The sequence below is a fragment of the Arthrobacter sp. TJ-254 genome, from assembly GCF_058269175.1.
This window is the reverse complement of record NZ_JBZCNF010000004.1, coordinates 374,553-399,205: the sequence shown is the minus strand read 5'-3', so window position 1 is coordinate 399,205 and position 24,653 is coordinate 374,553. Positions and strand designations below refer to the sequence as shown.

Here is a 24,653-nt window from a genome sequence, read left to right as displayed (position 1 = left end):
TTCGGCCCGATGAGGTATCGGGGCGTATAGCTCAGGCGGTTAGAGCGCTTCGCTGATAACGAAGAGGTCCCAGGTTCAAGTCCTGGTACGCCCACGGATCCACCACCAGCAGGAAACTGCGAGGAGACTACTGTGAAGAAGTTGCTGATTGCCGCAGCTGCAGCAGCAGGAGTTCTCGTTTACAAACGGTGGCAGGATTCCGAGAAGGAAAAGGCAGTCTGGAGCAAGGCAACCGACGAGGTTGAGTGAAATCGGGCCGCGGCAGTTGGGATATACTGACTAAGGCTCAAATTCGGGGGCATGGCGCAATTGGTAGCGCACCTGCTTTGCAAGCAGGGGGTTCGGGGTTCGAGTCCCCGTGCCTCCACCGAATAGAAGTCCCCGGCCACAGGCCGGGGACTTCTTTGTTTGTCGTTGGTTGTCCAAGATGCATCGATGTGCGGGGAATCCGCGCGCTGCCTGAGCGGGTACGCGGGCCGCCCCGGAACGTGCCATAGGGTTTACTGGTGGTCATTCTTCTTTCAGTGCTCGGCGTCGTGGGCGTCGCGGCGTCCGGCCCAATCATGGCCGCGACCGCCGCACCTGCCCTCGCGATCGCGTTCTGGCGGAACATGCTCGGAGCCTTGATCATGGGAGGGCCCGCGGCAGTCTCCAAGCGGGCGGAGTTCCGTGCGCTGACTCGAACCGACTATTCCCGGCTTGCCGTCGCGGCGGGCGCGCTGGCCCTGCACTTCACCTGCTTCATCACGTCGCTGAAACTCACCTCGGTTGCCGCAGCAACAGCCCTTGTCTGCCTCCAGGTCGGCTGGATCGCCCTCTTCAATGCGGTCCGCGGCTCCCGTCCCCCGGCGGCCGTCGTAATCGGGCTGAGCATCGCGTTCGCCGGCGTCGTCGTGATCACCGGGTTCGACCTCCAGCTTTCCGCTGACGCCATCCTCGGCGACGTCCTTGCCCTCGCAGGCGGGGCCCTCGCCGGCGTCTACCAGCTGGCGGGCGCCGCAGCCCGGCGGACAATGTCGACGGGAACCTACACCACGCTCTGCTACGGCGGGTGTGCCGTCCTGCTGCTTGTGCTGTGCCTGGTCTTCCGCCAGCCGCTCACCGGTTTTCCGCCCGAGGCATGGGCGGGCATTCTTGGGGTGACGCTCGTGGCCCAGATCATGGGACACAGCGTTTTCAACCATCTCCTCGCCGTTCTCAGCCCGCTCGTGGTCTCGATGATCATCCTCCTCGAAATTCCCGGGGCCGCGCTGCTGGCCGCCGTCTTCCTTAACGAGGTGCTTCCGGGCGGAACCTACGCGGGGCTGCTGCTGATCCTTCTGGGGCTGGCGGTGGTGCTCAGGGGGCAGACCCGGTCCCAGACCCGGGCGCCGACGCCCAGGACCGCCGCGCAGCCGCCGGCCATGGGTGGGGACTGACGTGGGGACTGGGGCGCTTTAACGACGAAGGGCGCGGGAGGAAGGCCCTTGGCCCTCCTCCCGCGCCCGTTGACGCAGGAACTAGCTCGTTGCGTCCTTCGGAGGTGCTGCGTGCTTTGCCTTGTCCGTTGTCTCGGCAGCGGCCGGCTTAGGCGCAGTGGGGGTGGCGGTTGTGTCGTCTTCGACGACGACCACTGCCGGTGAATCGACCGTCTCGACGACGACGGGCGCCGGCTTGACCGGTGCAGGGGTCTTCCACGGGTCTTCAACCGGCTTGGAGGCGCGCCAAGCCGCGACGCCTGCCGTAGCGGCGGCGGCGATAATCCCGAGGATCAGCCACACCTTGGAGCCGGAACGGCGCTTCTGCCGCTTCTTGAGGTCTTTGGAGGCCTGCATTGCGGCTGCGGCGAGGGCACGCTGGGCGTTCCGGACGGCCTTCTTGTTGCCCGTCATCCGGGTGACCGCCGAGGTGACCGAGGGGGGAACCGTGGCACCGGCGACCGAACGCGACGCCGAGTCGGCGGCCTCGCCAAGCTTGTAGGAAAGGGCCGGAATATAGTCGTCGACGACCTTGCCCCGAGCCATGACGATCGCCGGTCCTGCCTTGCCCACAGTCTCCTGGACCCGCGGCGTCGTCTGGTCGATCACCTGGGTGATCCGCGGACCCACCCGGTCGAGCCGTTCCTGGATGATCGGAGACACGGTGGCGATGCCGCCGGAAAGCCCCGTGGCCGCCCTGCGCACGCTCTCCTGGATCCGGGGTGTGGCTGTTTCGAACCCGCGGTCCCACCGCGGCTTCGCCCAGCCGTACGCCGCGCCAACATGGGGGGTTGCCCAGCCCCGCGCGGCAGCAATGCCCGCAATCACGCCTTCGTCGAACGCTCGTGTTGTCTTTTCGTTCTTCTTCACAAGTACCTCCAGCAGATCGTGACTCGTTTTGGTCAGCCTACGTGCTATCAGCAGGCCATGCTATTCACGGGGAGAGTTCCCCGGCTTTTTCACTGTGCGCGGAATGGGCTCGCACCAGCATATTAGGCGGTAATGCACCGTGGAAGAATGGGCTCCATGACTGCTATCCCCACCGCAAAGGCAACCATCCACACCAACCACGGAGATATTCTGGTTGACCTCTTTGGCAACCATGCGCCAAAGACGGTCAAGAACTTCGTCGGTCTGGCCACCGGCCAGATTGCATGGACCCACCCCAAGACGGGCGAAGAATCGACAAGCCCCCTCTACGACGGCACAATCTTCCACCGCATCATCAAGGATTTCATGATCCAGGGCGGCGACCCGCTGGGCCAGGGCATCGGCGGTCCGGGCTACCAGTTTGACGACGAAATCAACCCCGACCTCAACTTCACCGAGCCCTACAAGCTCGCCATGGCCAACGCAGGGGTTCAGGGAGGGCGCGGCACCAACGGGTCGCAGTTCTTCATCACCTCGGTGCCCACCACCTGGCTCCAGGGCAAGCACACGATCTTCGGCGAGGTAACCGACGCTGCATCGAAGAAGGTGGTTGATGAACTCAACGCAATCGCCACCGATATGCGCGACAAGCCGCTCGAGGATGTCGTCATCACGAGCATTACCGTAGAGCAGCTTTAGGCCTCCGTGTCCTACGGAGTACCTGCGGGCAGTCCGGCGCAAGATGCGCCGGTCTGCCCGCGCCATCCCGACCGGGTCAGCTACGTCCGCTGCCAGCGCTGTGGCCGTCCGGCATGCCCGGAGTGCCAGCGACAGGCAGCCGTGGGCATCCAGTGCGTCGACTGTGTTGCCGAACAGGCCCGGAACGCGCCAAAGACCACAACCGCCTTCGGCGGAAAAGTGCGCTCCGGCCGCCCGGTGGTGACGCTCGGGATCATCGCTGCGTGTGTGGGCATCTTCCTCCTTCAGCTGGCGGTGCCGGGACTGACCTCCGCCCTCCAGTACGCTCCTCTCTACACGGCCGGTTACCCCGGCGTGATCGAGGCCGAGCCCTGGCGGATGCTCACCGCGGCCTTCCTTCACTCCCCGGGGTTCCTGCTCCACATCGCCTTCAACATGTATGCGCTGTGGATTCTCGGCCAGGCCCTTGAACCCGTCCTGGGCCGCGCCCGGTTCCTTTCCCTGTATCTGCTGGCCGCACTCGGCGGGTCGGTGGGCGTCCTGCTCCTGAGCAACCCCCTCCAGCCGGTTGTCGGTGCCTCAGGCGCCGTGTTCGGCCTGTTCGGGGCCCTGTTCATCATTCAGCGCAAACGGGGCGGAGACGTGCGCCAGCTCGTCGTGTTGATCGCGATAAACGCCGTGCTCGGCTTCGTGGTTCAGGGAATCGCCTGGCAGGCGCACCTGGGTGGGCTGCTGACAGGCGCGGCGGTCGCCGCTGTCTTTGCCTACGCCCCGCGGGGCAGGGCGCGCGCCCGGATCCAGTGGGCCGGGATCGGCGCCGTAGCGGGACTGCTCGCGCTGTTGAGCGTGGCTGGGGTGTCACTGATTTCGGCCTGACCCTCCACCGACTCCGCAACCCGAGAGGGCCCGGCAACCAGCAATGGCTGCCGGGCCCTGCTTTATCCACAGGGTTTATCCACACAGGGGATAACTTACACACATGTAGTTCCACAGATGTGGACAAGGAGCGGGCCGAATCCCGCACCCCGCCGGGGGTTTTCCTCAGATTTGTGCACACCTGTGGATAACTTCATACACAGGTGTGCACATCCCTCCCTTGCTCCGGTGCGATGAGTCAGCGTCTGGCGATCTGGCCGCGCGGCATGCGTCACCATCGATGATGCCGCCCGAGGGGGACCCACGAGGATGCCCCGGGGCATCCATGCGCGAAGGGTCCTATACGCGGAGCCACAGCACGGAGTGGGCCTCAAGGCTGACGCCGGAGGACAGACCCATCTGGTGGCCGGAGATGAGCTCATGGGCAGCGGCGGGCATCCCCGAAAGGGTCCTCGCGGAGACGTCCTGGCTTGTCTCGGCGAAATTCGCAAGGATGAGGACCGCCGAACCGCCGACGGGTGCCGAGGCGGGCCGCTGGTAGCCAAGGACGTGCGGATTGTGGGTGTGGAACGGTATCAGCTCCCCGCCGGCGAACTCCGGCGTCACCGATCGGATCTCAATGAGCCTGCGCAGTCGACTGAAGATTTCACCAGCCGCCGTGCGTGGATCCGACCTCTGGGCGTACCGGTCCGCGGGGTATGCCGGCCGCCCGACCCACCGGGTGTCGTCGGCTTTGCCGGGATCAAGCGCATAGTCGTAGTCATTGAGCTGCCCCACCTCGTCCCCGAGGTAGATCAAGGGGATTCCACCGGTGCTGAGCACGATGGAATGGGCAAGGACGATCCGGTTGACGGCCGCCGGGTCCCCCGCCTCGAGTCCGGCCAGTGACGCCGTTGTGCCGGAGATGCGGCAGTCGCCCGTGCGCGGATTCTCCTGGAACGGGACACCGCGTGCGAAGCTGCCCGGAAACCGGTTGACGAAGAACGCATTGAGGAACCGCCGGTGGTCGAATCCGCCGATCCCGAATTCCGCGGCGTCCTCATCGGAGAAGGTCCATCCAATGTCGTCATGGCTGCGCACATAGTTGACCCATGCAGCGCCGCTGGGAATTCTATGGCGGCGCTCAAGCGCCTGGGCCAGGAGCGCGACTTCGCGGGTGGCCAGCGAGTTCCAGATCAACGCCATCTGCAGCGGGTTGTAGCTGAGCTGGCATTCGCCGGGACTGATGTACTGGACAACCTCGTCCGGGTGGACGATCGCTTCGGATTTGAAGAGCAGGGAGGGTGCCGCGAGCCGGCAGACAGCGTTGAAGGCCTGGAGCAGCAGGTGTGCCTCCGGAAGGTTCTCACAGGCGGTGCCGAGCTGCTTCCAGACGAACGCGACGGCATCCATCCGGAGGATGTCCACGCCCAGATTGGCCAGAAACAGCATCTCCCGGGCCATGGCACGGAACACCGCCGGATTGCGGTAGTTCAGATCCCATTGGAACGAATGGAAGGTTGCCCACACCCAGCGTCCGTCGTCGAGCTGGATGAAGGAACCGGGGTGGTCATCGGGAAAGATTTCGCGCACGGTGCGCTCGTAGGCGTCGGGCATTTCCCGGTCCGGGAAGATCAGGTAGAAGTCCTCGAACTCCGGATCACGGGCGCGCGCCTTCAACGCCCACTCGTGCTCGTTCGAGGTGTGGTTGAAGATGAAGTCAAGGACCAGGGAGATGCCATTCGCGCGCAGCTCTGCCGCGACCGCGGCAAGTTCCTTGATGCTGCCGAGGGCCGGAGCGACCTCGCGGTAGTCGGAGACGGCGTATCCGCCGTCGGAGTTTTCAGCGGGGGCGAGGAACAGCGGCATCAGGTGGAGGTAGGTCAGGCCAAGTTCCCTGAAGTACGGGATCCGGGACCGGAGGCCCGAGAGGTCGCCGGCGTAGAGATCCACATAGCAGACCCCTCCGAGCATGCGGTTGGACTGGAACCAGTCCGGGTTCCCGGCCCGCGACTCGTCGAGGGCCTTCAGCTCGGCCGGCCGGTCCTGCCAGGCTTCGGCCGCCTCGGCGGCGAGCAGCGTCAGCTGGTCATCGGCTCCCTCGCCGTAGACGCGCCGGAACAGGGCGGCCAGGCGGGGGAATTCGGCGTCGTAGCGGGATTCGAAGGATTGCCAGTCGGCGTTGGAGGTTGCTTCGCGGCGTGCAGCAAGCACCGCGGCACGAACCGGATCTCCTTCGAACCTCTCGTGTCCAACCATGGGGCAAGCCTATTCCAGCGCGTTCCCCCATGGGATGGCAGCCACAATGCACGTCTTTCGGAGATAATGCGGCCCGCCGGGGGGCGGACTTCAACGCCGCCGGTACTAGCGCCACCGGGTGGTCATCAGGAAGCCGACAATCGCGATGCCGAAGCCGGCGACGATGTTCAGGCCCTCCCAGGGCCGCACAGGCATGGTTCCCTCTGAGATGTAGTAGACGATGATCCACAGCAGCCCGATGATCATCAACCCGAACATCACCGGCTTGTACCAGACCGGGTTCGGTTTGGGCTCTGATGCTGCGACCCTGGCCGGGGTTTCTCGCTTGCGGGGCTTTGACTCGGGCACTTTTCCTCCTCGACGGGCCGGCTGGTCAGCCGGCCTTCCTGTGTGCGGCACGGCCGCCCGCTGCCCAAGTGCCGGTTCGTTGTTCCCGACCCGGCGCTTGGTACGGTTTGCTCTCGATTCTAGTCAAAGAAAGCACCGGGAAGGATCGGCGGAAACCCTTCCCCCGCCGGCCAGTGGTCCGCCGCCGGACTGGGCAGGAAGCCGCTGCCGAAGGCGGGCGGTATTATTAAAGGTGCGGATCGTCCTTACCGTGACCGGTGGCAGCCGGCCCGGCGTCCGGGATCCGCCTTTCACGACGCCGGACCCTGCTTTCGACGATTGGCTCTTTCCCATCATGGCTACAACCCGGATTCTCGTTGTCGATAACTACGACAGCTTCGTCTACACCCTTGTGGGCTACCTTCAGGAGCTCGGCGCCGAGACGACCGTGGTCAGGAATGACGACGTCACCCTCGCCGAAGCGGCAGCCCTCGCGGAAAGCCGCGACGGCGTCCTGATCTCTCCCGGTCCAGGCACCCCTGCTGACGCGGGCGTGTGCATCGACCTCATCCAATGGTGTGGAGCCAACGCGAAACCGATGCTCGGTGTCTGCCTCGGCCATCAGGCACTGGCCGAGGCATACGGCGGGACGGTAACCCATGCGCCCGAGCTCATGCACGGCAAGACCTCGCTGGTCGAGCACAACGGCACAAGTGTGTTCGCCGGCCTGCCCTCGCCGGTGACCGCCACCCGTTACCACTCCCTGGCAGCTGTGAGTGAGGACATCCCGGCGGAGCTGAGCGTTACTGCGCGCACGGCCAGCGGAATCATCATGGGCCTTGAGCACAAGAGCGCCCCGCTGTGCGGCGTGCAGTTCCATCCGGAGTCGGTGCTCACCGAGGGCGGCTACCAGATGCTCGGTAACTGGCTCGAGTCCCTGGGCCTCAGCGGAGCGGCCGCCCGGGCGGCTTCGCTCAGCCCCCTGATCTCCCACTGAGCCGGCCTCCCACTGAGCCGGTTTCCCACTGGCCCGGTCTTCACTGAACCGGCCTCCTGCTGGTCACCGTTCCCCGCAGAGTCTGGCGAGCGTCCGCCTCCGGACCGCTGACGTCAGGGGCCTAGGGCTCCTTGGTGGTGGCCGAAGCAGTGGGCTCGGGCGAGGGATCGGACGAGGGCTCGGCCGGCGCCTCGGGTTTCGGCGCCACGGCAATTTGGATCACGATCTCGGTGCCCTGTTCCACCTCGCTTCCGGCCTTTTCGCTCTGGCCGGTCACAAGGCCCGGCTCAAGCACGCTGTTTTCGACCGGTTCGATCCTGTAGGGCAGGGCAACGGCGGGATCCTTGAGCAGTGCTTCCGCCGCCGCCTGGGTCAGCCCGCTCAGCGAGGGCACCTTCACCTTCCCGTTCGAGAGGACGAGGTTGACCGGACTGTCGACCGGGACGGACGTGCCGGGCTGCGGGTCGGACGAGATAACCCTGCCTTCGGGAACCTGTGCGCTGGTGACCTCGGTGATTTCGCCGCCCTTGAGCCCCACTACTTCAAGTGCGTCCCTCGCCGATGACTCGGTCATTCCCTTGATGGTTTCGGGAACCGGAACGTTGGCCGGTCCTTTGGAGACTATGACGACAACCCGGGAATCCGGCTCAACGAGGGCACCGGCGGCGGGATCGGAGCTCACGATGAGCCCTGCCTCGACCGTTGCGTTGAACTGTTCCTCGGCAAGCGGCATCAGATCGGCGTCGTAAAGCAGGCCGAACCCCTTCGTCTCGGTCAGGCCCGCCACCTTGGGCACCTCAACGACGGGGGCCGCTTCTGGCCGGGACTGGCCGAGGTTGTAGAGGACAGCGAAGCCTGCCCCGAGCACCAGCAGCACCGCCACGAGGAAGACCGCCAGCCACGCACCGCGGCCGGACTTCCTGCGCGGCTCGGCTTCCTTCGCCTGTTCCTTCCCCAGCCCGGCAGGCAGGAGGGCGTTGTCTTCGCCCGGACTGTGCCCGCCGTGCCCGGATTCGTCGGAGATCTTGGTCAGCATGCGGGTGGACGGGGCGTCCTGGTCATCGGCAGCGGGCACTGCACCGCCAAGGACGGGCGCGGCCCGGGTCTTGAGGGTATCGAGTGCCTGCGTGGGCGAGGAGTCCCCGTCGTAATAGGCGACGCCGCGTCCGGCGGCCTCAAGGGCGGCGCGGAAGGAATCGGCGTCCTGGAACCGGTCCTCGCGGTCCTTGGCCAGTGCCTTCGCGAGCACCGAGTCGAGAGCGGGGGTGATCTCCGGGTTGAAGCTGCTTGCCGGAAGCGGTTCCTCACGCACGTGCTGGTAGGCAACCGAGACCGGGCTGTCACCGATGAACGGCGGCCGTCCGGCCAGCAGTTCATACAGCAGGCATCCGGCGGAATAGAGGTCACTGCGGGCATCGACGGTTTCTCCGCGCGCCTGCTCGGGTGAGAGGTACTGGGCCGTTCCCACGACCGCCTGGGTCTGCGTCATTGTGGCAGCCGAATCCGCAATCGCCCGGGCGATGCCGAAATCCATGACCTTAACGGTGCCTTCGGGAGTGATCATGACATTGGCGGGCTTGATGTCGCGGTGCACAATGCCGGCGCGGTGGCTGTAGGCGAGGGCCGAAAGGACCCCTGCCAGATGCTTCAGCGAGTCTTCGATGCTCAGGTCACCGGATTTCACAAGTTCCCGGAGCGTGCGGCCGGCGACATATTCCATGACGATGAACGGAACCAGGACCTCGTGTTCGGGGCGGTCGGGGATTTCCTCCTCGCCGGTGTCGTACACGGCGACAATGTTCGGGTTGTTCAGGCCTGCGACAGCCTGGGCCTCCCTGCGGAAACGGGACTGGAACAGAGGATCCCGCGCGAGATCGCGGCGCAGCACCTTGATCGCCACGGCGCGGCCGAGGCGGATGTCCCGGCCAAGGTGCACGTCGGCCATTCCGCCCCTGCCGATGAGCTCACGGACCTCGTAGCGCCCGTTGAGTATTCGTTCAGCAGTCACAGGGTTACCTTCCACTGGATTCCGTCACCCCTGTGACGTAGGGGACGCATCGGTCTCCGGGCTTTCATCGGGCTCGGTCGGCTCGGGACCCGAAGAGACGACGTACCTGACCTCGGATCCTTCATCGACGTCGGTGCCTTCCGCTGGAGCAATCTCGATGACCGTGCCGGCCGGTTCGGATGATGCCTCTTCACGGTCTTTCACGGGTGAGAGGCCGGCATCAACGAGGCGTGCGCGGACCGTTCCTTCATCCTGGCCGACCAAGCCACCGGGAACCGTCGACTGCTCCGGACCCTGCGAATAGATTACTTCAATGGCATCCCCGGGATTGAGGGTTCCCACCGGGTTCAGTTCGAGGACAGTGTCAACCGGCTGATCCGACGCCACCGGTACCCGGGAGACGGCGAGACCGAGGGCCGAGAGCTCCGTGGTCACCTCGTTCACGTTCCTGCCCAGGTACTCCGCGGGATTGATGACGATTCCCTCGACTTCGGGCGTCGTCTCCACCGGGGTAGGTGATTCCGAGGTCGGGGTGGGAGCGGGAGTGGTGGCCGTGGGCCGGGGGCTCGGAGACTCGCTCCGGGTCACTGCCGGCGCGGGATCGGCGTTGCCGCCCGCGAGCAGCGGCCACAGGATGAGGCCGGCCACGGCGGCCAGCGCCAGCAGCGAGAGCACGATGACGGGGATGAGCCAGGGATTGCGCCGGCGTTCCTCCTCCTCGGGTCCGTTCCCGTCGGCCTCGTTGTGGTCGACTTCCTCCGACCAGTCACGGGAGGCGGCGATTCCGCCGGCGGCGGCGCCTGCAGCACCAACCACGGGCAGGGCCGATGTCGAGGGAGCAGGTACGGCGCGGGTCGCCGCCGTATCGGCAAGCGGCACCGCCGCAGTCGCGGCCTCGTTGCCGTTCCCGAACAGCAGCATTCCCGGAACGGCGGCCTCGGCCGCGCGGATCGACCCGGCGCGGATCGCATCGACGGCGCGCGAGAGGGACTCGGCGTCGGCCGGGCGCTCCACCGGATCCTTGGCCAGCATGGAGGAGATCAGCGCCCGCACGGGGCGCGGGATGGTGTCGGGCAGCGGCGGCGGAGCGTCGTTGACCTGGGCCAGCGCGATGGCGATCTGGGACTCCCCGGAGAACGGCCTGCGCCCGGCGAGGAGCTCATAACCTATTACCCCAAGTGCATATATATCGCTGGACCCGGTGGCGGGCTGGCCCGTTGCCTGCTCCGGCGCCAGGTACTGGGCCGTGCCCATGACCTGGCCCGTTGCCGTCAGCGGAACCTGGTCGGCGAGGCGCGCGATGCCGAAGTCCGTGATCTTGACGCGCCCATCGGGCATCACCAGGATGTTTCCGGGCTTCACATCGCGGTGGACGAGTCCCTGCCGGTGCGCGACGGCGAGGGCGGTCGCGGTCTGCCCGATGATGGAGAGGGTGCGGTCCGGAGAGAGCACCCCTTCGCGTTCGATGACGACCGACAACGGCTGCCCGGGCACCAGTTCCATGACGAGGTAGGCCGAACCGCCCTCCTCGCCATAGTCGAAGACGTTCGCGATCCCCTCGTGGTTGAGCAGCGCGGTGTGACGGGCTTCGGCGCGGAAACGGTTGAGGAACGCGGGATCGCCCGAGTACTCCTCCTTGAGGATCTTGATGGCAACCACCCGGCCGAGGATCTGGTCCCTGGCCTTCCAGACCTCGCCCATCCCGCCGATGGCAATGCGGTCGGTCAGCTGGAACCTGCCGCCTAAGGTGATCCCTGATGTAGGTCTCACTTGTTCAACACCGCCTCAATGATTCTCTTTGCACTTGGACTGGTCAGCTGCGCACCGGTGGCGATGTCGACATCCTCCATGACGATCGTTACTGCTACTTGGGGGTCCTCCGCCGGCGCGAAACCGGTGAACCAGGCGTTGTCGCCCCTCCCGGACACCTCGGCGGTGCCCGTCTTGCCCGCCACGGCGACGCCGGGGATCTGCGCGTTGCGGCCGGTGCCGTTGTTGACAACGTTCACCATCCAGTCAGTGAGCTGGTTGGCCGTATCGGAGCTCACCGCTTCGCTGAACACCTCGGGCTGCGGGGAATCGATCAGCTCCAGGTCGGCGGCCCGCACCGACTTGATGAGGTTGGGCGTCATCAGCACTCCGTCGTTGGCGATCGCCGCGGTCACCATTGCCACCTGCAGGGGGGTGACCTTGACGTCGAACTGGCCGATCGCCGACTGGGCGAGTTCGGGCTCGCTAAGGTCCTGCGGGAACTGGCTTGGCTCGACGCGGACCGGGATGCTCAGACCCTCGCCGAATCCGAACTTCGCGGCCTGCTCGGCAATTGCCTCCTGGCCCAGGTCCCACGCGATCTGGGCGAAGGGGGTGTTGCACGACTGCTCGAGCGCGAATTCAAGGTCCGCCGTTGTGCGCGACGCACACGTGCCGTTGACGTAGTTCGGCAGGCCGGCGTCGGTGCCGGGCAGGTCGAGCACCGGCGGGTTCGGGATCTGCGACTCCGCGTCGTACTTGCCGGACTCGAGCGCCGCGGCGGCGTCGACGAGCTTGAAGACCGACCCCGGGGCGACCAGGGATTCGGTGGCCGGGTTGAGGTAGATGGACAGGCCCGGAACCTCGGAAAGCTTTGCCACATTCTCCTCAACCACGGCGGAATCGTGGCTGGCCAGCAGGTTCGGGTCGTAGCTCGGCTTCGACACCATGGCCAGGATGTTTCCCGTCTTCGGGTCGGTGACCACAATTGACCCGCGCTGGCCCTCGGGAATCAGGTCCGAGGCGAGCTGCTGGATCTGCGGGTCGATGGTGAGCTCCACCGAGGCACCCGACGTCTGCGCCCCCGAGAACAGCTGCACCAGGCGTTCGTAGAACAGTTCATCGCTGGTCCCCGACAGCAGGCCGGCGGCAGCACTCTCAAGCTGGGTCGAACCGGCCACCAGGGAGTAATAACCGGTCAGGTGGGCGTAGAGATCCGGTTCCTTGTAGACGCGCTGGAAGTTGAACTGGTCATTGGAGGGCACCGACTCGGCAATCGCCTTGCCGTCGACGAGGATCGCGCCGCGCGGCCTGCCGAAGTCCTGGTAGAGCTGCCGGTTGTTCCAGTCGTTGTCGTTCAGCGCTTCGGCTTCAAAGAACTGGACGTAGGTGAGCGAGCCCAGGATCAGGGTGAACATGCCGATCGCCACGATCCACGCCCTGCGGATTGCCTGGTTCATCGGGACACCCCCTTCGAGGGTCGGGGAGTCCGCCGGGCGTTCTCGGCGGACGTGTCGGGAAAGGCACTGCGCAGCGGCGCACGCGGGGCCGGACGGCGGGCCGTTTCCGAGATCAGGAGCAGCAGCGCAACGATGATCCAGTTCGCCAGGAGCGATGAACCGCCCGCCGACATGAAGGGGGTCGTCAGCCCGGTCAGGGGGATCAGGCGGGTGATTCCGCCGATGACGACGAAGCACTGCAGGGCAATCGTGAAGGACAGACCGCACGCGAGCAGCTTTCCGAAGCCGTCCTTGGTACCAAGGGCGGCGCGCACGCCCCTTGAGACGAGGAGTACATAGAGCAGGATGATCGCGAAGATTCCGACAAGCCCAAGCTCCTCGCCCAGCGCCGCAATAATCATGTCGCTGTTGGCATATGTGACGAGGTCAGGGCGTCCCTGTCCCAGCCCGGTGCCGAACAGACCGCCGTTCGCCAGCCCGAAGAGCCCCTGGACCACCTGCCCGCTGCCGCCGGGGGTGCGGTTGTACACCTCGGGGTCGAACGCGTTGAGCCAGCTGTCGAAGCGCAGGGCCACATGGCTGAAGAGTTCAAGCGCGATGAAACCACCGACCGTGATCATCGACAGGCCGATCAGCACCCAGCTGGCACGGCTCGTCGCCACGTAGATCATCGCCATGAACAGGCCGAAGAACAGGATTGACGAGCCGAGGTCGCGCTGCAGGATCAAGACCCCGATGCTGACAAGCCAGGCCGCGAGCATGGGGGCGAGGTCCTGGAACCGCGGCAGCTGCAGGGGCCCGAGCTTCTTCCCTGCCAGCAGGATCAGGTCGCGGTTCGTCGAAAGATAACCGGCGAAGAATACGGCAAGCGAGATTTTTGCTATTTCGCCGGGCTGGAAGGTCCCAAAACCGACCGAGATCCAGATCCGCGCGCCATTGATCTCCAGTCCCAGCGGGGTGAGGGGCAGAAGGAGCAGCACCGCGCTGGCGATCAGCGAGATGTACGTGAAGCGCCGCAGGATCCGGTGGTCGCGCAGGAAGATCAGGATGACCGCGGCCGACACAATGGCCACGCCGGTCCACAACAGCTGCTGCGGTGCAACCGGCGTGAAGTTGGGGTTCTGCATCCGGGGAAGGTCGAGGCGGTGGATCATCGCGAGCCCAATGCCGTTGAGGGCAAGAACGATCGGAAGTATTACCGGATCGGCATACTTAGCCCGGAACCGGAGGATGATGTGAACGAGCAGGCCCATTCCGGCAAGGGTTGCTGCCTGGTTCCAGAAGTAGGAGTTGAACTGGTCTTCCCGCTCCAGCCCGGCAACGAAGTTCGCCCCAATTGCCACAGCCAGGGCTGGCAGGAGCAGCAGCGCCTCGGCGTTCCTGCGCGACTTGGGAACCGTCAGGACATCGCTCACTGCGTGCCTCCACAATCCGGACCGGCGATAACGCCGGATTCAGGGGACGGCGACACCGACGGGGCCGCCGTGCGGGCGGGGCTGCTTGAGGCCCTGGCCCCGGGTGCGGCCGACGGGGTGGCGGTGGGCCTTCCCGACCGTGAACCGGTGGGTTCTTCTGAAGGAGTGCGGGATGGCCCCGCCGCCCCGGAGGGCCGCGGGGATGCCCCGGGTGAGCCGGAGGGCCGGTCGGTGGCTTTGGTAGTGGCTTCGCCCCCGGCGCTGCCCGGCGTGCAGGGAAGGGCACGCAGTTCGCTGCGGAGATCCTCAACGATGCGCTCGGCCTCTTGCAGATCGCGTGCCGGAAGGGTCATTGCGAGCTGGGAACGGTGGTGCTCGGGCAGGTTGGAGACGGGGATGTTGGTTACCTCGTGGAGTTGGCTCAGCCGGATCGGTCCAACGCTCTGGGACACGCCGTTGTAGATTGCCACCTTGTCATCGGAGTCCCCCACGTAATAGCGGGTCTGTGTCCAGGTGTAGCCGAAGCCGACGACGGCTAGGAGGATCAGCGCTGTGAGGGTGACGAACGCCGGGGCGAGCCAGCGCCGCCGGACCGGCCGGTCCTCGCCGCCCTCGTCCTCAAGCCCCGTCCCGGAGGCCTGGGCCTTGTGCGTGAGCATGAGCGCGGCGCGCCGCTCCGAGGAGCGCTGCGTGACGATGGGAATCTGCCCCGTCTCGGTGGCGAGGGCGGCAGAACCCACAAGGATGTGCGGGCGGGTCAGGAGGTCCTGGCGGATGATGTCGGCACGGATGGCGGTGCCGGGCAGGTCCGTCGCATCCGAGGCCGGCCCGCTGCCGTTCTTGGCGGCGGCTTCCTTCGGTGTCTCCCTCTCCCCTGCGGCTTCACGGGCCCGCGGCAGGGCCGGGGGCGGTGCCGCGGTCAGGTCCTTTTCGGTCGCTTCGACGATTTCCACGACGGCGACCGTCACGTTGTCGGGCGACCCGCCGGCCAGGGTCAGTTCGACGAGGGTGTCGACGCACTCGCGCAGGTCCCTTGTCTCCCGGAAAACCTGCTCCACAGTGGAGTCGGGCAGGACGGCGTTGAGGCCGTCCGAGCAGAGCAGCCACCGCTCTCCGGGAACAATGTCCAATGATTGGAGGTCGAGTTCCGGGCTGGCATCGACGTCGCCAAGCACCCGCATGAGCACGTTCTTGTGCGGATGGATGTCGGCTTCCTCCGGCCTCAGTCGGCCCTCGTCGATGAGGCGTTGGACGAAGGTGTGGTCCTTGGTGATCTGCTCGAAGACATCGTTGCGCAGCCGGTACGCCCTCGAGTCGCCGATGTGTGCCAGTTCCACGCGGTCGCCGTTGAGCAGCAGCGCGGTGACCGTCGTGCCCATTCCCGCGAGCTGGGGGTTGGTGCTGACCAGTTCGGACAGCAGCGAGTTCGCTGTCTGGATTTCATCGGCCAGCTCGGTGCCGGCGTCGCCCGCGTAGGCGTCGCGGTCAAGGTGGACCAGATCGAGGACGGTGGAGGCCGAGGCGACGTTCCCGCCGGCGTGACCGCCCATCCCGTCGGCGACAACGGCAAGATAACGGCCCGCATACGCTGAGTCGTCGTTCTTGGCGCGGACCATTCCCACATCCGAGCGAGCGGCGAACCGCATCACAAAGGGCACTATCACGGCCTCAATTCAATGACCGTCTTACCAATCCGGATGGGCACACCCGGCTCCACGGGAAGTGCACGCGTCAGCTGGGTGCCCGCAAGGAATGTTCCATTGGTCGAACCGAGGTCCTCGACGAACCACCGGCTTCCCTGGGGGAACAGCCGCGCGTGCCGTCCGGAGGCGTAATCGTCCTCAAGGACGAGCGTCGCTTCCTGGGCCCTGCCCAGAAGGATCGGGCTGGTTGCCAGTTCCAGCGTCGTGCCGGCCAGGGGGCCTTCGGTGACAACGAGGCGGCGGGCCTGTGGACGCGACGGTGGCGCCTCCTCAACCAGCTCGGGATGCCGCCGGGCCTGCCGGGGCGTTGGGGTTCCGGTCTTGTTGCGGCGTCCCACCACCAGGTCGCGGCGGATGGCGCTGACGGTGCTGAGGACAAGGATCCACACAAGAATCAGGAACCCATAGCGCAGCAGCGTCAGGGTCAGATCGCTCATACCTGGCTTCCGCCTTTCTGCACGGGAACCAGTCGGAACGTCAGGCGGGTGCGGCCCATGGTGATGGCCGATCCGTCGGTCAGTTCAGCCTGGCCCTGGACGCGCTCACCGTTGACGTAGCTTCCATTGGTCGAGCCGAGGTCCACGGCGAGGGCGCGCCCGTTGGAGTACCGGATCTCCAGATGACGGCGGGAAACCCCTGAATCCTCGACGAGGATGTCGGCTTCCGAGGAACGGCCAAGGATGATCGATCCGGCATTGAGGGAGTAGCGCTGGCCGTTCAGCTCCAACACGGGCTGGTAGCGCGTCGGCTGGTGGCGCGGAGCGCTCGGGGCAGCGGGAACGCGGGGACCTGACTGCTTTTCCATTGTTGAATCTATTTCGAGGACTCCCGGTTTGAGGGCGGGATCGTGGGCGAACGACACCCGCACCGGCCCTTGAAGGGTGTACTGCTGGCTGTTGACGTGGCGGATCACGACGTCGCACAGCTCCTCGGCGAGGGCGGACCCCCATTGCTGGGCCTGCTCAAAGTCGGGGTCCGAGAGCCGGGCGGTAAACCCGTTGGGGGCGAGGGTCCGGCCCTCCGCCAGGACAATCGACCTATTGTCGAGTTCCTTGCGCAGGGCGCTGGCGATCTCCACGGGCTGGACCCGGGAGGAGGTGCCTTTGCTGAAGGCGCCGCGGACGATTTTCTCGAGGCCCCGCTCAACGTTGTCGAGTATGCCCATGTGCTGCCTCCTCACCCTTCATCGATCCCAGCTTTGCTCTTGCCGTTTTGGTCATTTCGTGTTCGAGGCAGAACTGAAGAAGACAGTATCGACTCGGGCACGTTCCCTTCGATACTACTTGGATGGCCTGTGAAAGGCCTTAACGCGGGCCGCGCCCCGTTCCGCAGCGGCCGTCGGAAGGGCGGGAGCCGGCGGCTCACCGGCCGTCTCGTGGCAGGTGCGGAGGCGCCGTTTAGGTATTTTCTTCTGTGCTCGGCTATGCTTGTTTCTGCTGTTCACAAGTAAACCGGCACTGTTCGGGAGGCTTGGAAATTACTTCGCGCGAGTGGCGGAACGGCAGACGCGCTGGCTTCAGGTGCCAGTATCCGAAAGGGTGTGGGGGTTCAAATCCCCCCTCGCGCACCACGATGATGGTTCAGGCCATCGGCAACGCCCCGGTTTCCACCGGGGCGTTTTGCTTTGCCCGCTCGGCCTGCACATTCCCTGACCCCGGGAATCAGCGGAAGTCCCGGGACTTGGTGGTTGCCTTGAGTGACAGCATCTCGAGCCGGTCCGCCACGAGGTTCACCACGCCTTCCGCGGACCGTTCAAGGACACCCCGTACGATGACGCTGCTGGCTTCCCGGGCAACCCGGTGGTAGCGCTGCCACACACCCACCGAGCAGACGACGTTGACCAGTCCTGTCTCATCTTCAAGGTTCATGAAGGTGATGCCGCTCGCCGTTGCGGGGCGCTGCCGGTGAGTGACAACCCCGCCGACCTCCACCCTCCGACCCGGCTCCGCCACAAGGAGGTCCGCCGCGCTGAGCGCGCCCCGGCGTTTCAACCGCGCCCTGACATGGCGCACCGGGTGGTCGTCGGGGGTGATGCCGGTTGACCACAAATCGGAGCCCACCTTGTCGATGTCGGAAAGCTCGGGCATCAAGGGAGGCTGGATGTAAACCGCCGTTCCCCGGAGGTGCCCCTTCCGCTCCGTTGCGGCGGGGCCGGCATTCCACAGCGCCTCGCGCCGCGAGAGTCCCATCGAATCGAAGGCTCCCGCCGCCGCAAGGGTTTCAAGCTGTGAAGCGTTGAGCTCCGTGCGGCGCACGAGGTCGGCCATGTCTTCGAAGGGGCCGTTCAGGCTGCGCTCGGCCACGATTTTTTCGGCGACCTTCACCCCGATGGACTGGACGCTGGCCAGGCCAAGGCGCACCGCGTAGTTTCCGTCCCTCCGGTGCCGTGTTGAATCGAATCCGGCGCTGCGGTCAAACGGTTCGACCGGGGGCTGGTTTTCCTCGACGCAGCAGTCCATGCCCGTCGTGCGGCTCCGGGGATCCTCCCCCGGAGAAAAATCCGGGAGCGGTTCGAGGTCCGCGTGAACTCCCGAAAAAAGGATGTCAGGACGCAGCACAACCGCGCCGTGGCGCCGGGCGTCGGCGACCAGGGTCTGCGGCGAATAGAAGCCCATGGGCTGTGCCCGCAGAAGGGAGGCAAGGAAGGCGCCCGGGTAGTGAAGCCGCAGCCAGGCGCTGACGTAGACCAGCAGGGCGAAACTGATTGAGTGGCTCTCCGCGAAGCCGAAGTTGGCGAAGGCCTGGATCTTGTTATAGATCGCATCGGCCGTCGCGGGGTCGATGCCGTTTGCCGCCATGCCCTCGTACAGCTTGGCCCGCAGCGAATCGATGCGTTCTTCGCCGCGTTTGGACCCCATGGCCCGGCGCAGCAGGTCCGCGTCGGCTCCGGAGCAGCCCCCCACCACCATCGCCATCTGCATCAGCTGTTCCTGGAACAGGGGAACTCCGAGCGTCCGTTCGAGGACGGGCTTGAGGTTGGGGTGGAGGTAGCGCACCTCCTCCTCGCCCATTTTGCGTTTGATGTACGGATGGACGGCTCCGCCCTGGATGGGTCCGGGGCGCACCAGGGCCACCTCGATGACGAGGTCGTAGAACTGCCGCGGCTGCAGCCGGGGAAGCATGCCCATCTGGGCGCGGCTTTCCACCTGGAACACCCCCACCGAGTCGGCGAAGCACAGCATGTCGTAAACACCCTGTTCCTCTTTGGGGATGCTTGAAAGGCTCCATTTTTCACCAAAATGCTTTTCGACAAGGTCGAAGTTGTACTGGATGGCGGCAAGGATGCCCAAGCCCAGCAGGTCGAACTTCACAAGGCCCATCCACGCGCAGTCGTCCTTGTCCCACTGCAGGACGGTCCGGCCCTCCATCCTTCCATTCTCAATAGGGCATACTTCACCGACGGGCCGGTCGGTAAGGACCATTCCCCCCGAATGGATGCCGAGATGGCGGGGAAATTTCAGCACGCTCGTCGCCAGGTCGATCACCGGCTGCGGGATGTCGTGGTCGGTGCTCGAGACGAGCCCGCCCCAGCGTTCAACCTGCTTTGACCAGGCATCCTGCTGCCCCGGGCTGTGACCGAGTGCCTTGGCCATGTCCCGCACCGCGAACTTGGGGCGGTAGGTGATGACGTTGGCGACCTGCGCCGCATTGAAACGGCCGTACTTCCGGTACACATACTGGATGACCTCCTCGCGCCGGTCGGAGTCGAAATCCACGTCGATGTCCGGTTCCTCGTCACGCATGCTCGAGAGGAAGCGTTCAAAGGGAAGCTGGTATTTGATCGAATCGACCGCAGTGATTTCCAGCAGGTAGCAGACGGCGGAGTTCGCGGCGGAGCCCCGGCCCTGGCAGAGGATCCCCCGGCTGCGGGCGAACCGCACGAGGTCGTGCACGATCAGGAAGTATCCGGGGAAGTTCTTGCTCTCAATGACATCGAGCTCGCGCTGGATCCGTTCCCGCACCTCTTCCCGGCCGGTGTAGAGCCGGTCGGCGCCCTCCCACACGAGCTGCCTCAGGTAGCTCATCTGGGTGTGGCCGTCCGGCAGTTCAATGGTGGGCAGTCCCGGCTTGACGCTCCGCAGCCGGAAGGCCAGATCGTCCGCGATGTCGACCGTGCGTTCAACGGCTCCGGGATAGTTCCGGAACCGGGCCGCCATTTCCGCGCCGCTGCGCAGATGCGCGGCGCCGGCCGCCGGAAGCCATCCGTTCATCTGGTCCAGGCTCCTGCGGGCACGCACCGCCGCCAGTGCGGTGGCGAGCCGGTGCCTTTCGGGTGCGGCATAGTGCACGTTGTTTGTGGCGAGCACCGGCAGCTTCAACCGGGAGGCAAGCGCGGCAAGGGCGTCATTGTGGAAGGTGTCCAGCGGGTTTCCGTGGTCGAACAGCTCAACAGCAACATTGTCCCTGCCGAACAGGTCTCTCAGGCGGACGAGTTCGGCCTCCGCTGCCGCCTCGCCGCCGGCGGCAAGGGCCTTTCGGACAGGTCCTTTCCGGCAACCGGTGAGGATCAGCCAGGCGCCGGCCGCTGCGTCGGCGAGGGATTCAGGGCTGTAGCGGGGCTTTCCCTTTTCGGCGCCCTCAGCGAGCTGGGCCGCGGTAATGGCGCCGGCAAGCCGGTGGTAGCCGGCAGACCCCCGGGCAAGCACCACCAGGTGGCTGCCTTCCGGGTCGGCTTCCCCGTTCTGCGGTTTGGAGAGGCCAAGGGAGAGCTCGGCACCGTAGATGGTTGACAGCTCCGGATATTTTTCGGCGGCTTCGGCGAAGCGGACCACTCCGTACAGTCCGTCGTGGTCGGTCAGCGCCATGCCCCGCAGCCGCAGCCGCTGCGCTTCCTCAACAAGCTCCTCGGGGCTGCTCGCGCCATCGAGGAAGCTGAAGTTCGAGTGGGCGTGAAGCTCGGCATAGGCAACAACGGGCCCGGAGCTGTCCGGCTCGGCGGCCGGGGGAGGCGTGTAGGGCTGCCGCTTCCGTGACCATGCCGGGCTGTCTCCGCCGTCGGCCCCGACGGGAGGCGCGCCGGGGCGGGTGGAGTCGGACAGGTTCCGTTCGAAGTCGGACCATGGAACGGGAGGGTTGCTCCATCCCATCGTCTTTCCCCCTTATAAACGGTTTGTTGTTATCTGCTGCTTCGGGCCGGCCTAGTCGTACATCGCCTCGGCCCACCATTTGTGGTTTTCGAGAAGGAGCAGCCAGGCCGATCCCGAGGAATCGACCAGTTGGAAACGGTTGAGGATGCGCCCCTGCGGGTCCCACCAGCGTTCACTGATGGGCCAGGGGCCTGCCCACGCCTGTACTGGCCGCCGCTTCCCGGTGTCGGTGCCCGTATAGAAGAAAGCGGGTTCGGCGTTGAGCAGCCCCCGCCCGTTCACGTCGATTCCGTTCCCGCGTGCATCGAGGACCCCCGCCGAAACCGGTTCAGCGAACACCGTGGCGGGCATGGGTCCGGGCAGCCGGCCGGGCCAGGGCTGGTCCTCCTCCGGCGCGGAACCCGGCGGCGCATCGCCCCAGGGAATGTAGACGCGGCGGTCCGCGAGGAGGCGGCCTCCGGCGATGATCGCCGTCAGGACGGCGCCGTGGCCCAGCATTCCCTGGACCCGGGCAAGACCGTTGTTGATGCTTTCGTCGGGTCCGGTTCCCCAGAGCCCGTCCGCGTGGTCGCTGAGGCTCTCAACAACGTCGGGGGCCACGGAAACCCGGGTGATGCCGGAGCTCAGTCCGGGGCCCGCGGTTTCCCCTCCCTGCAGCTGCCAGCGGACCCGGTCGACAATGTCGTCGGCGTCGAACCAGCGGGGATGCCGCCAAATGTGCTCGGACACCTCACCGGATTCACTATGCAGAACCACCCGCACGGCGGTGCTGACCAGCCCCGCCCCGCGAAGACCGCCGACGAAGCGTTCGGCCGGGGCGCGGAAGGCAAACGCCAATTGGTCGATGCGGGCGAGCGGCGGCTCGAAGTCGACTGCGACATCGAGCTGGGCCTGGGCTTTCCGGGGCACCACCGTGAAATGGTCGAGGCCGCTGGCCTGCCGGTGTGCCCGCCTTCCCTCTTCACCGAACCGGTTGCGCACGTCGGCCGGGTTGAGGGCAGCGAATTCCCCAAGGGACCGGATGCCCAGGCGGCGCAGCAGCACCGCAAGCTTCGGCTGTTCCAGGACGTCGAGGGGGAAGGTGCTGAGGAACCAGGGGGAACTTCCCGGCGGGATGATGCACAGGGGTTCCCCCGAACCGTCGGGGGCTTCGGCGGTTTTGGCTGCCTGCTCCGCGGCGAAGGGGGCGTCGGCGATCCCGATCCGGACATCGGTCAGGCCGATCGCGGCAAGGGTCGCAAACACAACGGACGCCGTCTTCTCTTCGCCGCCGTAGTAGCGGGAAGGACCCTGCACCCGGATGGCGCAGAGACCGGGGCGGATCACCTGGACCCCGGGAACGATTGTCTCGACCGCGGCAAGGACGGGTTCGAAGCAGCGCCGGTCAAGGGCGGGGTCGTAGGGAAGGGCCACGAGGTCCGGGCAGAGGGCCTGCGCTTCGCGGATCCTCAACCCCCGGCGCACTCCGTCCTGGCGCGCGGCGGGGGAGCAGGCGAAGACTTCTCCCCGGGCAACCAGGGCAAGGGCCACGTCAGGGGCGAGGAGGTGTTCCCGGATTGCCGCGGTGATCGGCCAATCGGGGCACCACAGCATCAGCGTCCGGGTTGCGTTGGTTCGGCCGGCCGTCAGCGGCGGCGTCCCGGCCGGTCTTCCCCCCATCAGGAGCTCACCAGCCTTGGCAGGAAGAGCGCATCCCCGCTTTCCCCACCGCCGGCGTCGTGGGCGGATGGGAAGCCGGTGCCGGCGCCGTGCTGCAGGTCCGTCAGCCACAGGTACGCATGCCGGGGACGGCCGGAGGGGTGGGTCGCAGTGACCTTCATCCGGCGCGCCCGCAGGTGTCCCCGCCCCGCGCCGACCCCCTCCCAGGCGCTCTCCACAACGCCCAGGGTGGAGTCGCTCTGCTGCCAGTTTCCCAGGGTGATCATTGCGGTTCCCCGCTGCCGCAGCCGTGCTTTCAACCGTGCGGTGTCGGAGGGTGCCAGATGCTGGGGCGCACGGGTCAGGACCACCGACACAACATCGACCAGGGCGGCGGTGACGGTGAGCCACTGCGGGCCCGGAGAGGGAACAAGGATCAGCCGCTCAAGGTTGATCCCAAACTCCCTGGCCGCCTCGACACTGAATTCGGGCAGGCCGATGACGCTGCACCACGCCCCCGTTGCTGACGGTCCTGCCAGCAGGGCCATGGCCAGGGTCGCCGAATTCCGCACCGAATAGGACCCCCCCGACTGCAGGCCGCCCCCCGGAAGAATCCGGGCCAGCGCCGGCACCGTGGGGAGCCTCCGCGACTCAAGGCGGCTGGTTTGCATGAGGTTGATGCGCGACTGCAGATCCAGCTCGGGGCCGGCCGTGGACGGCGCCTGGAACAGCCGGGGAACCCGGGTCCCGGAACTGTCGGAGGAGGGCTCCCATTCAAGGGCGGGCCCGGCGGCTGCTGGCGTCACCCGTCAATATTCGAATATATGTTCTATTAAGTCAATCGACGAAGGACCGCTCTGCCCGGTGGAAAAGGTGCTATGTGAAAGGGAAGATCGGGCCGCGTGATGCGGTATTCAGCCGCGGTCGCCGCTTTTCTTTTCCCGCTCCGAATCGCGTTCCTTGAGGCGGGCGGCTTCGGCCCGGACGGCGGCCTGGGTGGAGCGCTCGGAAACCAGCCAGGCCGGCGGGGCCTGAAGGAGTGCCGAGATTTCGGCGGTCGTCAGTGCTTCGGTTATTCCGCCGCGGGTGAGCCCGCCGATTGAAATCCCCAGCTTCTGTGCCACCACCGGGCGGGGGTGCGGGCCGTTGCGGCGCAGCTCGGCAAGCCATTCCGGGGGCGTCTGCTGCAGTTCGTTGAACTCCGCGCGGGTGAGCTCCCGTTCCTGAAACTCCTGGGGGGCCGCTGGCAGGAAAATCCCAAGCTTCTTGGCTGCGGTGGCTGGTTTCATTGTCTGCGGGGTTTTTGCGGGGGTCATGTTCCAAGCGTAACCGCGCCCGGCACGGCGGCGCTTTTGGTGCGTTAGTGTGAGATGGTGCCCGAGTTTCAGCCCCGAACCCTTTCCGTCGGGTTTGTCGCGGGCGTCACTCCGGGCAAGTGGGTGGCCCGGTGGCGGGAACGGCATCCGGATGTCCCCCTCGAACTTCACCAGTACGACGACAGGGCCGCCGTCGCCGCCCTGCACGCGGCCGCGGCGGATGTGATCTTCGTCCGCCTTCCCGTCGACCGTACGGGCCTGTTCCTCATCCCCCTTTACGAAGAGCAGCCCGTCGTTGTCGCCTCAAGCGAAAATGCACTCTCCCTCTATGACGAGGTTCCGCTGGCCGAGCTCGAGGCGGAAAAGCGCCTGAGCGTCGAGGAGTGCGGAGGCCCCAAGACCGCCGTCGACGTCGCGGCCTCGGGGGCCGGAGTGGTGGTGCTTCCAATGTCCCTTGCCCGGCTTCACGCCCGCAAGGACGCCGTGTACCGCCCGGTGCCCGGGCTTTCCGGAACGACGATCGCGGTGGGCTGGCTTGAAGGCAACGACTCCGCCGACGTCGAGGAATTCATTGGAATTGTGCGCGGGCGGACCGAACGCAGCTCACGCCAGCCCTCCGCCAAGGAAAATCCGGGGGACGGGAAAAACGCGGCCCAGAAGGCCGCGGCGAAAAAGGCGGCTTCACCCAAGGCCGCTCCCGCGAAGGCGGGTTCACGGGCGGCGCCGTCGAAAAAGGCGGGGGCCCGCAATGTTCCGAAAGGCAAGGCCTCCCCGCAGGGCCGGCGCGGGCGGCGTCGCTAGCGGCGCCGGGAA

Annotated in this window: 20 protein-coding genes and 3 tRNA genes; 9 read left to right on the top strand and 14 right to left on the bottom strand. The window is 66.1% G+C overall.

Annotated elements, in window-relative coordinates:
- The first annotated feature begins 20 nt into the window (after window positions 1-20).
- From AC4D14_RS13420 to AC4D14_RS13405, 4 genes are all read left to right on the top strand, one after another.
- Window positions 21-94, top strand: a tRNA-Ile gene (locus AC4D14_RS13420).
- A gap of 38 nt (window positions 95-132) precedes the next feature.
- Window positions 133-249 carry a DLW-39 family protein gene (locus AC4D14_RS13415; RefSeq protein WP_490903072.1) on the top strand — a complete coding sequence of 39 codons (117 nt, stop codon included), beginning with the start codon at window positions 133-135 and terminating at the stop codon, window positions 247-249.
- A gap of 45 nt (window positions 250-294) precedes the next feature.
- Window positions 295-367, top strand: a tRNA-Ala gene (locus tag AC4D14_RS13410).
- A 139-nt stretch (window positions 368-506) separates the two neighbouring features.
- A complete protein-coding gene (locus AC4D14_RS13405; protein ID WP_490903070.1) occupies window positions 507-1,418 on the top strand; it encodes a DMT family transporter in 912 nt (303 codons plus the stop codon).
- A gap of 81 nt (window positions 1,419-1,499) precedes the next feature.
- Here AC4D14_RS13405 and AC4D14_RS13400 read toward each other — a convergent pair whose 3' ends face one another.
- Window positions 1,500-2,327, bottom strand: a complete 828-nt coding sequence (locus AC4D14_RS13400) for a hypothetical protein (RefSeq protein ID WP_490903068.1) — start codon at window positions 2,325-2,327, stop codon at window positions 1,500-1,502.
- Window positions 2,328-2,483: 156 nt separating this feature from the next.
- Between AC4D14_RS13400 and AC4D14_RS13395 the strand changes: the two genes are divergently transcribed.
- Window positions 2,484-3,026 carry a peptidylprolyl isomerase gene (locus AC4D14_RS13395; protein WP_490903066.1) on the top strand — a complete coding sequence of 181 codons (543 nt, stop codon included), beginning with the start codon at window positions 2,484-2,486 and terminating at the stop codon, window positions 3,024-3,026.
- 6 nt (window positions 3,027-3,032) lie between these two features.
- On the top strand, window positions 3,033-3,902 hold the full coding sequence (locus AC4D14_RS13390) for a rhomboid family intramembrane serine protease (RefSeq protein ID WP_490903064.1): 870 nt from the start codon (window positions 3,033-3,035) through the stop codon (window positions 3,900-3,902).
- 339 nt (window positions 3,903-4,241) lie between these two features.
- On the opposite strand, the gene AC4D14_RS13385 is transcribed toward AC4D14_RS13390, so the two are convergent.
- Together AC4D14_RS13385 and AC4D14_RS13380 are read right to left on the bottom strand one after the other, a co-directional pair.
- Window positions 4,242-6,140: an alpha-amylase family protein gene (locus AC4D14_RS13385; RefSeq protein WP_490903062.1), complete on the bottom strand. Its 1,899-nt coding sequence runs from the start codon at window positions 6,138-6,140 to the stop codon at window positions 4,242-4,244.
- A 105-nt stretch (window positions 6,141-6,245) separates the two neighbouring features.
- Window positions 6,246-6,488, bottom strand: a complete 243-nt coding sequence (locus AC4D14_RS13380; RefSeq protein WP_490903060.1) for a cell division protein CrgA — start codon at window positions 6,486-6,488, stop codon at window positions 6,246-6,248.
- 334 nt (window positions 6,489-6,822) lie between these two features.
- Between AC4D14_RS13380 and AC4D14_RS13375 the strand changes: the two genes are divergently transcribed.
- On the top strand, window positions 6,823-7,464 hold the full coding sequence (locus tag AC4D14_RS13375; RefSeq protein ID WP_490903058.1) for an aminodeoxychorismate/anthranilate synthase component II: 642 nt from the start codon (window positions 6,823-6,825) through the stop codon (window positions 7,462-7,464).
- A gap of 121 nt (window positions 7,465-7,585) precedes the next feature.
- Here the strand turns inward: AC4D14_RS13375 and pknB are convergent, their stop codons facing one another.
- Genes pknB through AC4D14_RS13340 form a run of 7 tightly spaced genes read right to left on the bottom strand, consistent with a single transcriptional unit; the run spans window position 7,586 to window position 16,964 of the window.
- Window positions 7,586-9,472 (bottom strand): Stk1 family PASTA domain-containing Ser/Thr kinase, encoded by a 1,887-nt coding sequence (gene pknB / locus AC4D14_RS13370; protein WP_490903056.1) that lies wholly within the window; start codon window positions 9,470-9,472, stop codon window positions 7,586-7,588.
- Between the two features lie 24 nt (window positions 9,473-9,496).
- Window positions 9,497-11,242, bottom strand: a complete 1,746-nt coding sequence (locus AC4D14_RS13365; RefSeq protein WP_490903054.1) for a protein kinase domain-containing protein — start codon at window positions 11,240-11,242, stop codon at window positions 9,497-9,499.
- On the bottom strand, window positions 11,239-12,681 hold the full coding sequence (locus AC4D14_RS13360; protein WP_490903052.1) for a peptidoglycan D,D-transpeptidase FtsI family protein: 1,443 nt from the start codon (window positions 12,679-12,681) through the stop codon (window positions 11,239-11,241). Before AC4D14_RS13360 ends, AC4D14_RS13365 begins: the two co-directional genes overlap by 4 nt.
- A complete protein-coding gene (locus tag AC4D14_RS13355) occupies window positions 12,678-14,096 on the bottom strand; it encodes an FtsW/RodA/SpoVE family cell cycle protein (RefSeq protein WP_490903050.1) in 1,419 nt (472 codons plus the stop codon). The genes AC4D14_RS13360 and AC4D14_RS13355 overlap by 4 nt, the downstream gene beginning before the upstream one ends.
- The gene (locus AC4D14_RS13350; RefSeq protein ID WP_490903313.1) at window positions 14,093-15,742 is read right to left on the bottom strand and encodes a PP2C family protein-serine/threonine phosphatase; all 1,650 of its coding nucleotides are present in this window, start codon (window positions 15,740-15,742) and stop codon (window positions 14,093-14,095) included. Before AC4D14_RS13350 ends, AC4D14_RS13355 begins: the two co-directional genes overlap by 4 nt.
- Before the next feature lie 14 nt (window positions 15,743-15,756).
- A complete protein-coding gene (locus AC4D14_RS13345) occupies window positions 15,757-16,236 on the bottom strand; it encodes an FHA domain-containing protein FhaB/FipA (protein ID WP_490903048.1) in 480 nt (159 codons plus the stop codon).
- On the bottom strand, window positions 16,233-16,964 hold the full coding sequence (locus AC4D14_RS13340; RefSeq protein ID WP_490903046.1) for an FHA domain-containing protein: 732 nt from the start codon (window positions 16,962-16,964) through the stop codon (window positions 16,233-16,235). Before AC4D14_RS13340 ends, AC4D14_RS13345 begins: the two co-directional genes overlap by 4 nt.
- 319 nt (window positions 16,965-17,283) lie before the next feature.
- On the opposite strand from AC4D14_RS13340, the gene AC4D14_RS13335 reads away from it, so the two are divergent.
- Window positions 17,284-17,369, top strand: a tRNA-Leu gene (locus AC4D14_RS13335).
- 91 nt (window positions 17,370-17,460) lie between these two features.
- Here AC4D14_RS13335 and AC4D14_RS13330 read toward each other — a convergent pair.
- From AC4D14_RS13330 to AC4D14_RS13315, 4 genes are all read right to left on the bottom strand, one after another.
- Entirely contained in the window at window positions 17,461-20,886 is a 3,426-nt protein-coding gene (locus AC4D14_RS13330; RefSeq protein ID WP_490903044.1) for an error-prone DNA polymerase, read from the bottom strand.
- 51 nt (window positions 20,887-20,937) lie between these two features.
- A complete protein-coding gene (locus AC4D14_RS13325) occupies window positions 20,938-22,545 on the bottom strand; it encodes a DNA polymerase Y family protein (protein ID WP_490903042.1) in 1,608 nt (535 codons plus the stop codon).
- Window positions 22,545-23,330, bottom strand: a complete 786-nt coding sequence (imuA', locus tag AC4D14_RS13320) for a DnaE2-dependent mutagenesis accessory factor ImuA' (RefSeq protein WP_490903040.1) — start codon at window positions 23,328-23,330, stop codon at window positions 22,545-22,547. Before imuA' ends, AC4D14_RS13325 begins: the two co-directional genes overlap by 1 nt.
- Before the next feature lie 108 nt (window positions 23,331-23,438).
- Window positions 23,439-23,840, bottom strand: a complete 402-nt coding sequence (locus AC4D14_RS13315; RefSeq protein WP_490903038.1) for a DUF5997 family protein — start codon at window positions 23,838-23,840, stop codon at window positions 23,439-23,441.
- A 57-nt stretch (window positions 23,841-23,897) separates the two neighbouring features.
- Here AC4D14_RS13315 and AC4D14_RS13310 point away from each other — a divergent pair, with 57 nt between their 5' ends.
- Window positions 23,898-24,641 (top strand): LysR substrate-binding domain-containing protein, encoded by a 744-nt coding sequence (locus tag AC4D14_RS13310; RefSeq protein ID WP_490903036.1) that lies wholly within the window; start codon window positions 23,898-23,900, stop codon window positions 24,639-24,641.
- Window positions 24,642-24,653 lie beyond the last annotated feature (12 nt).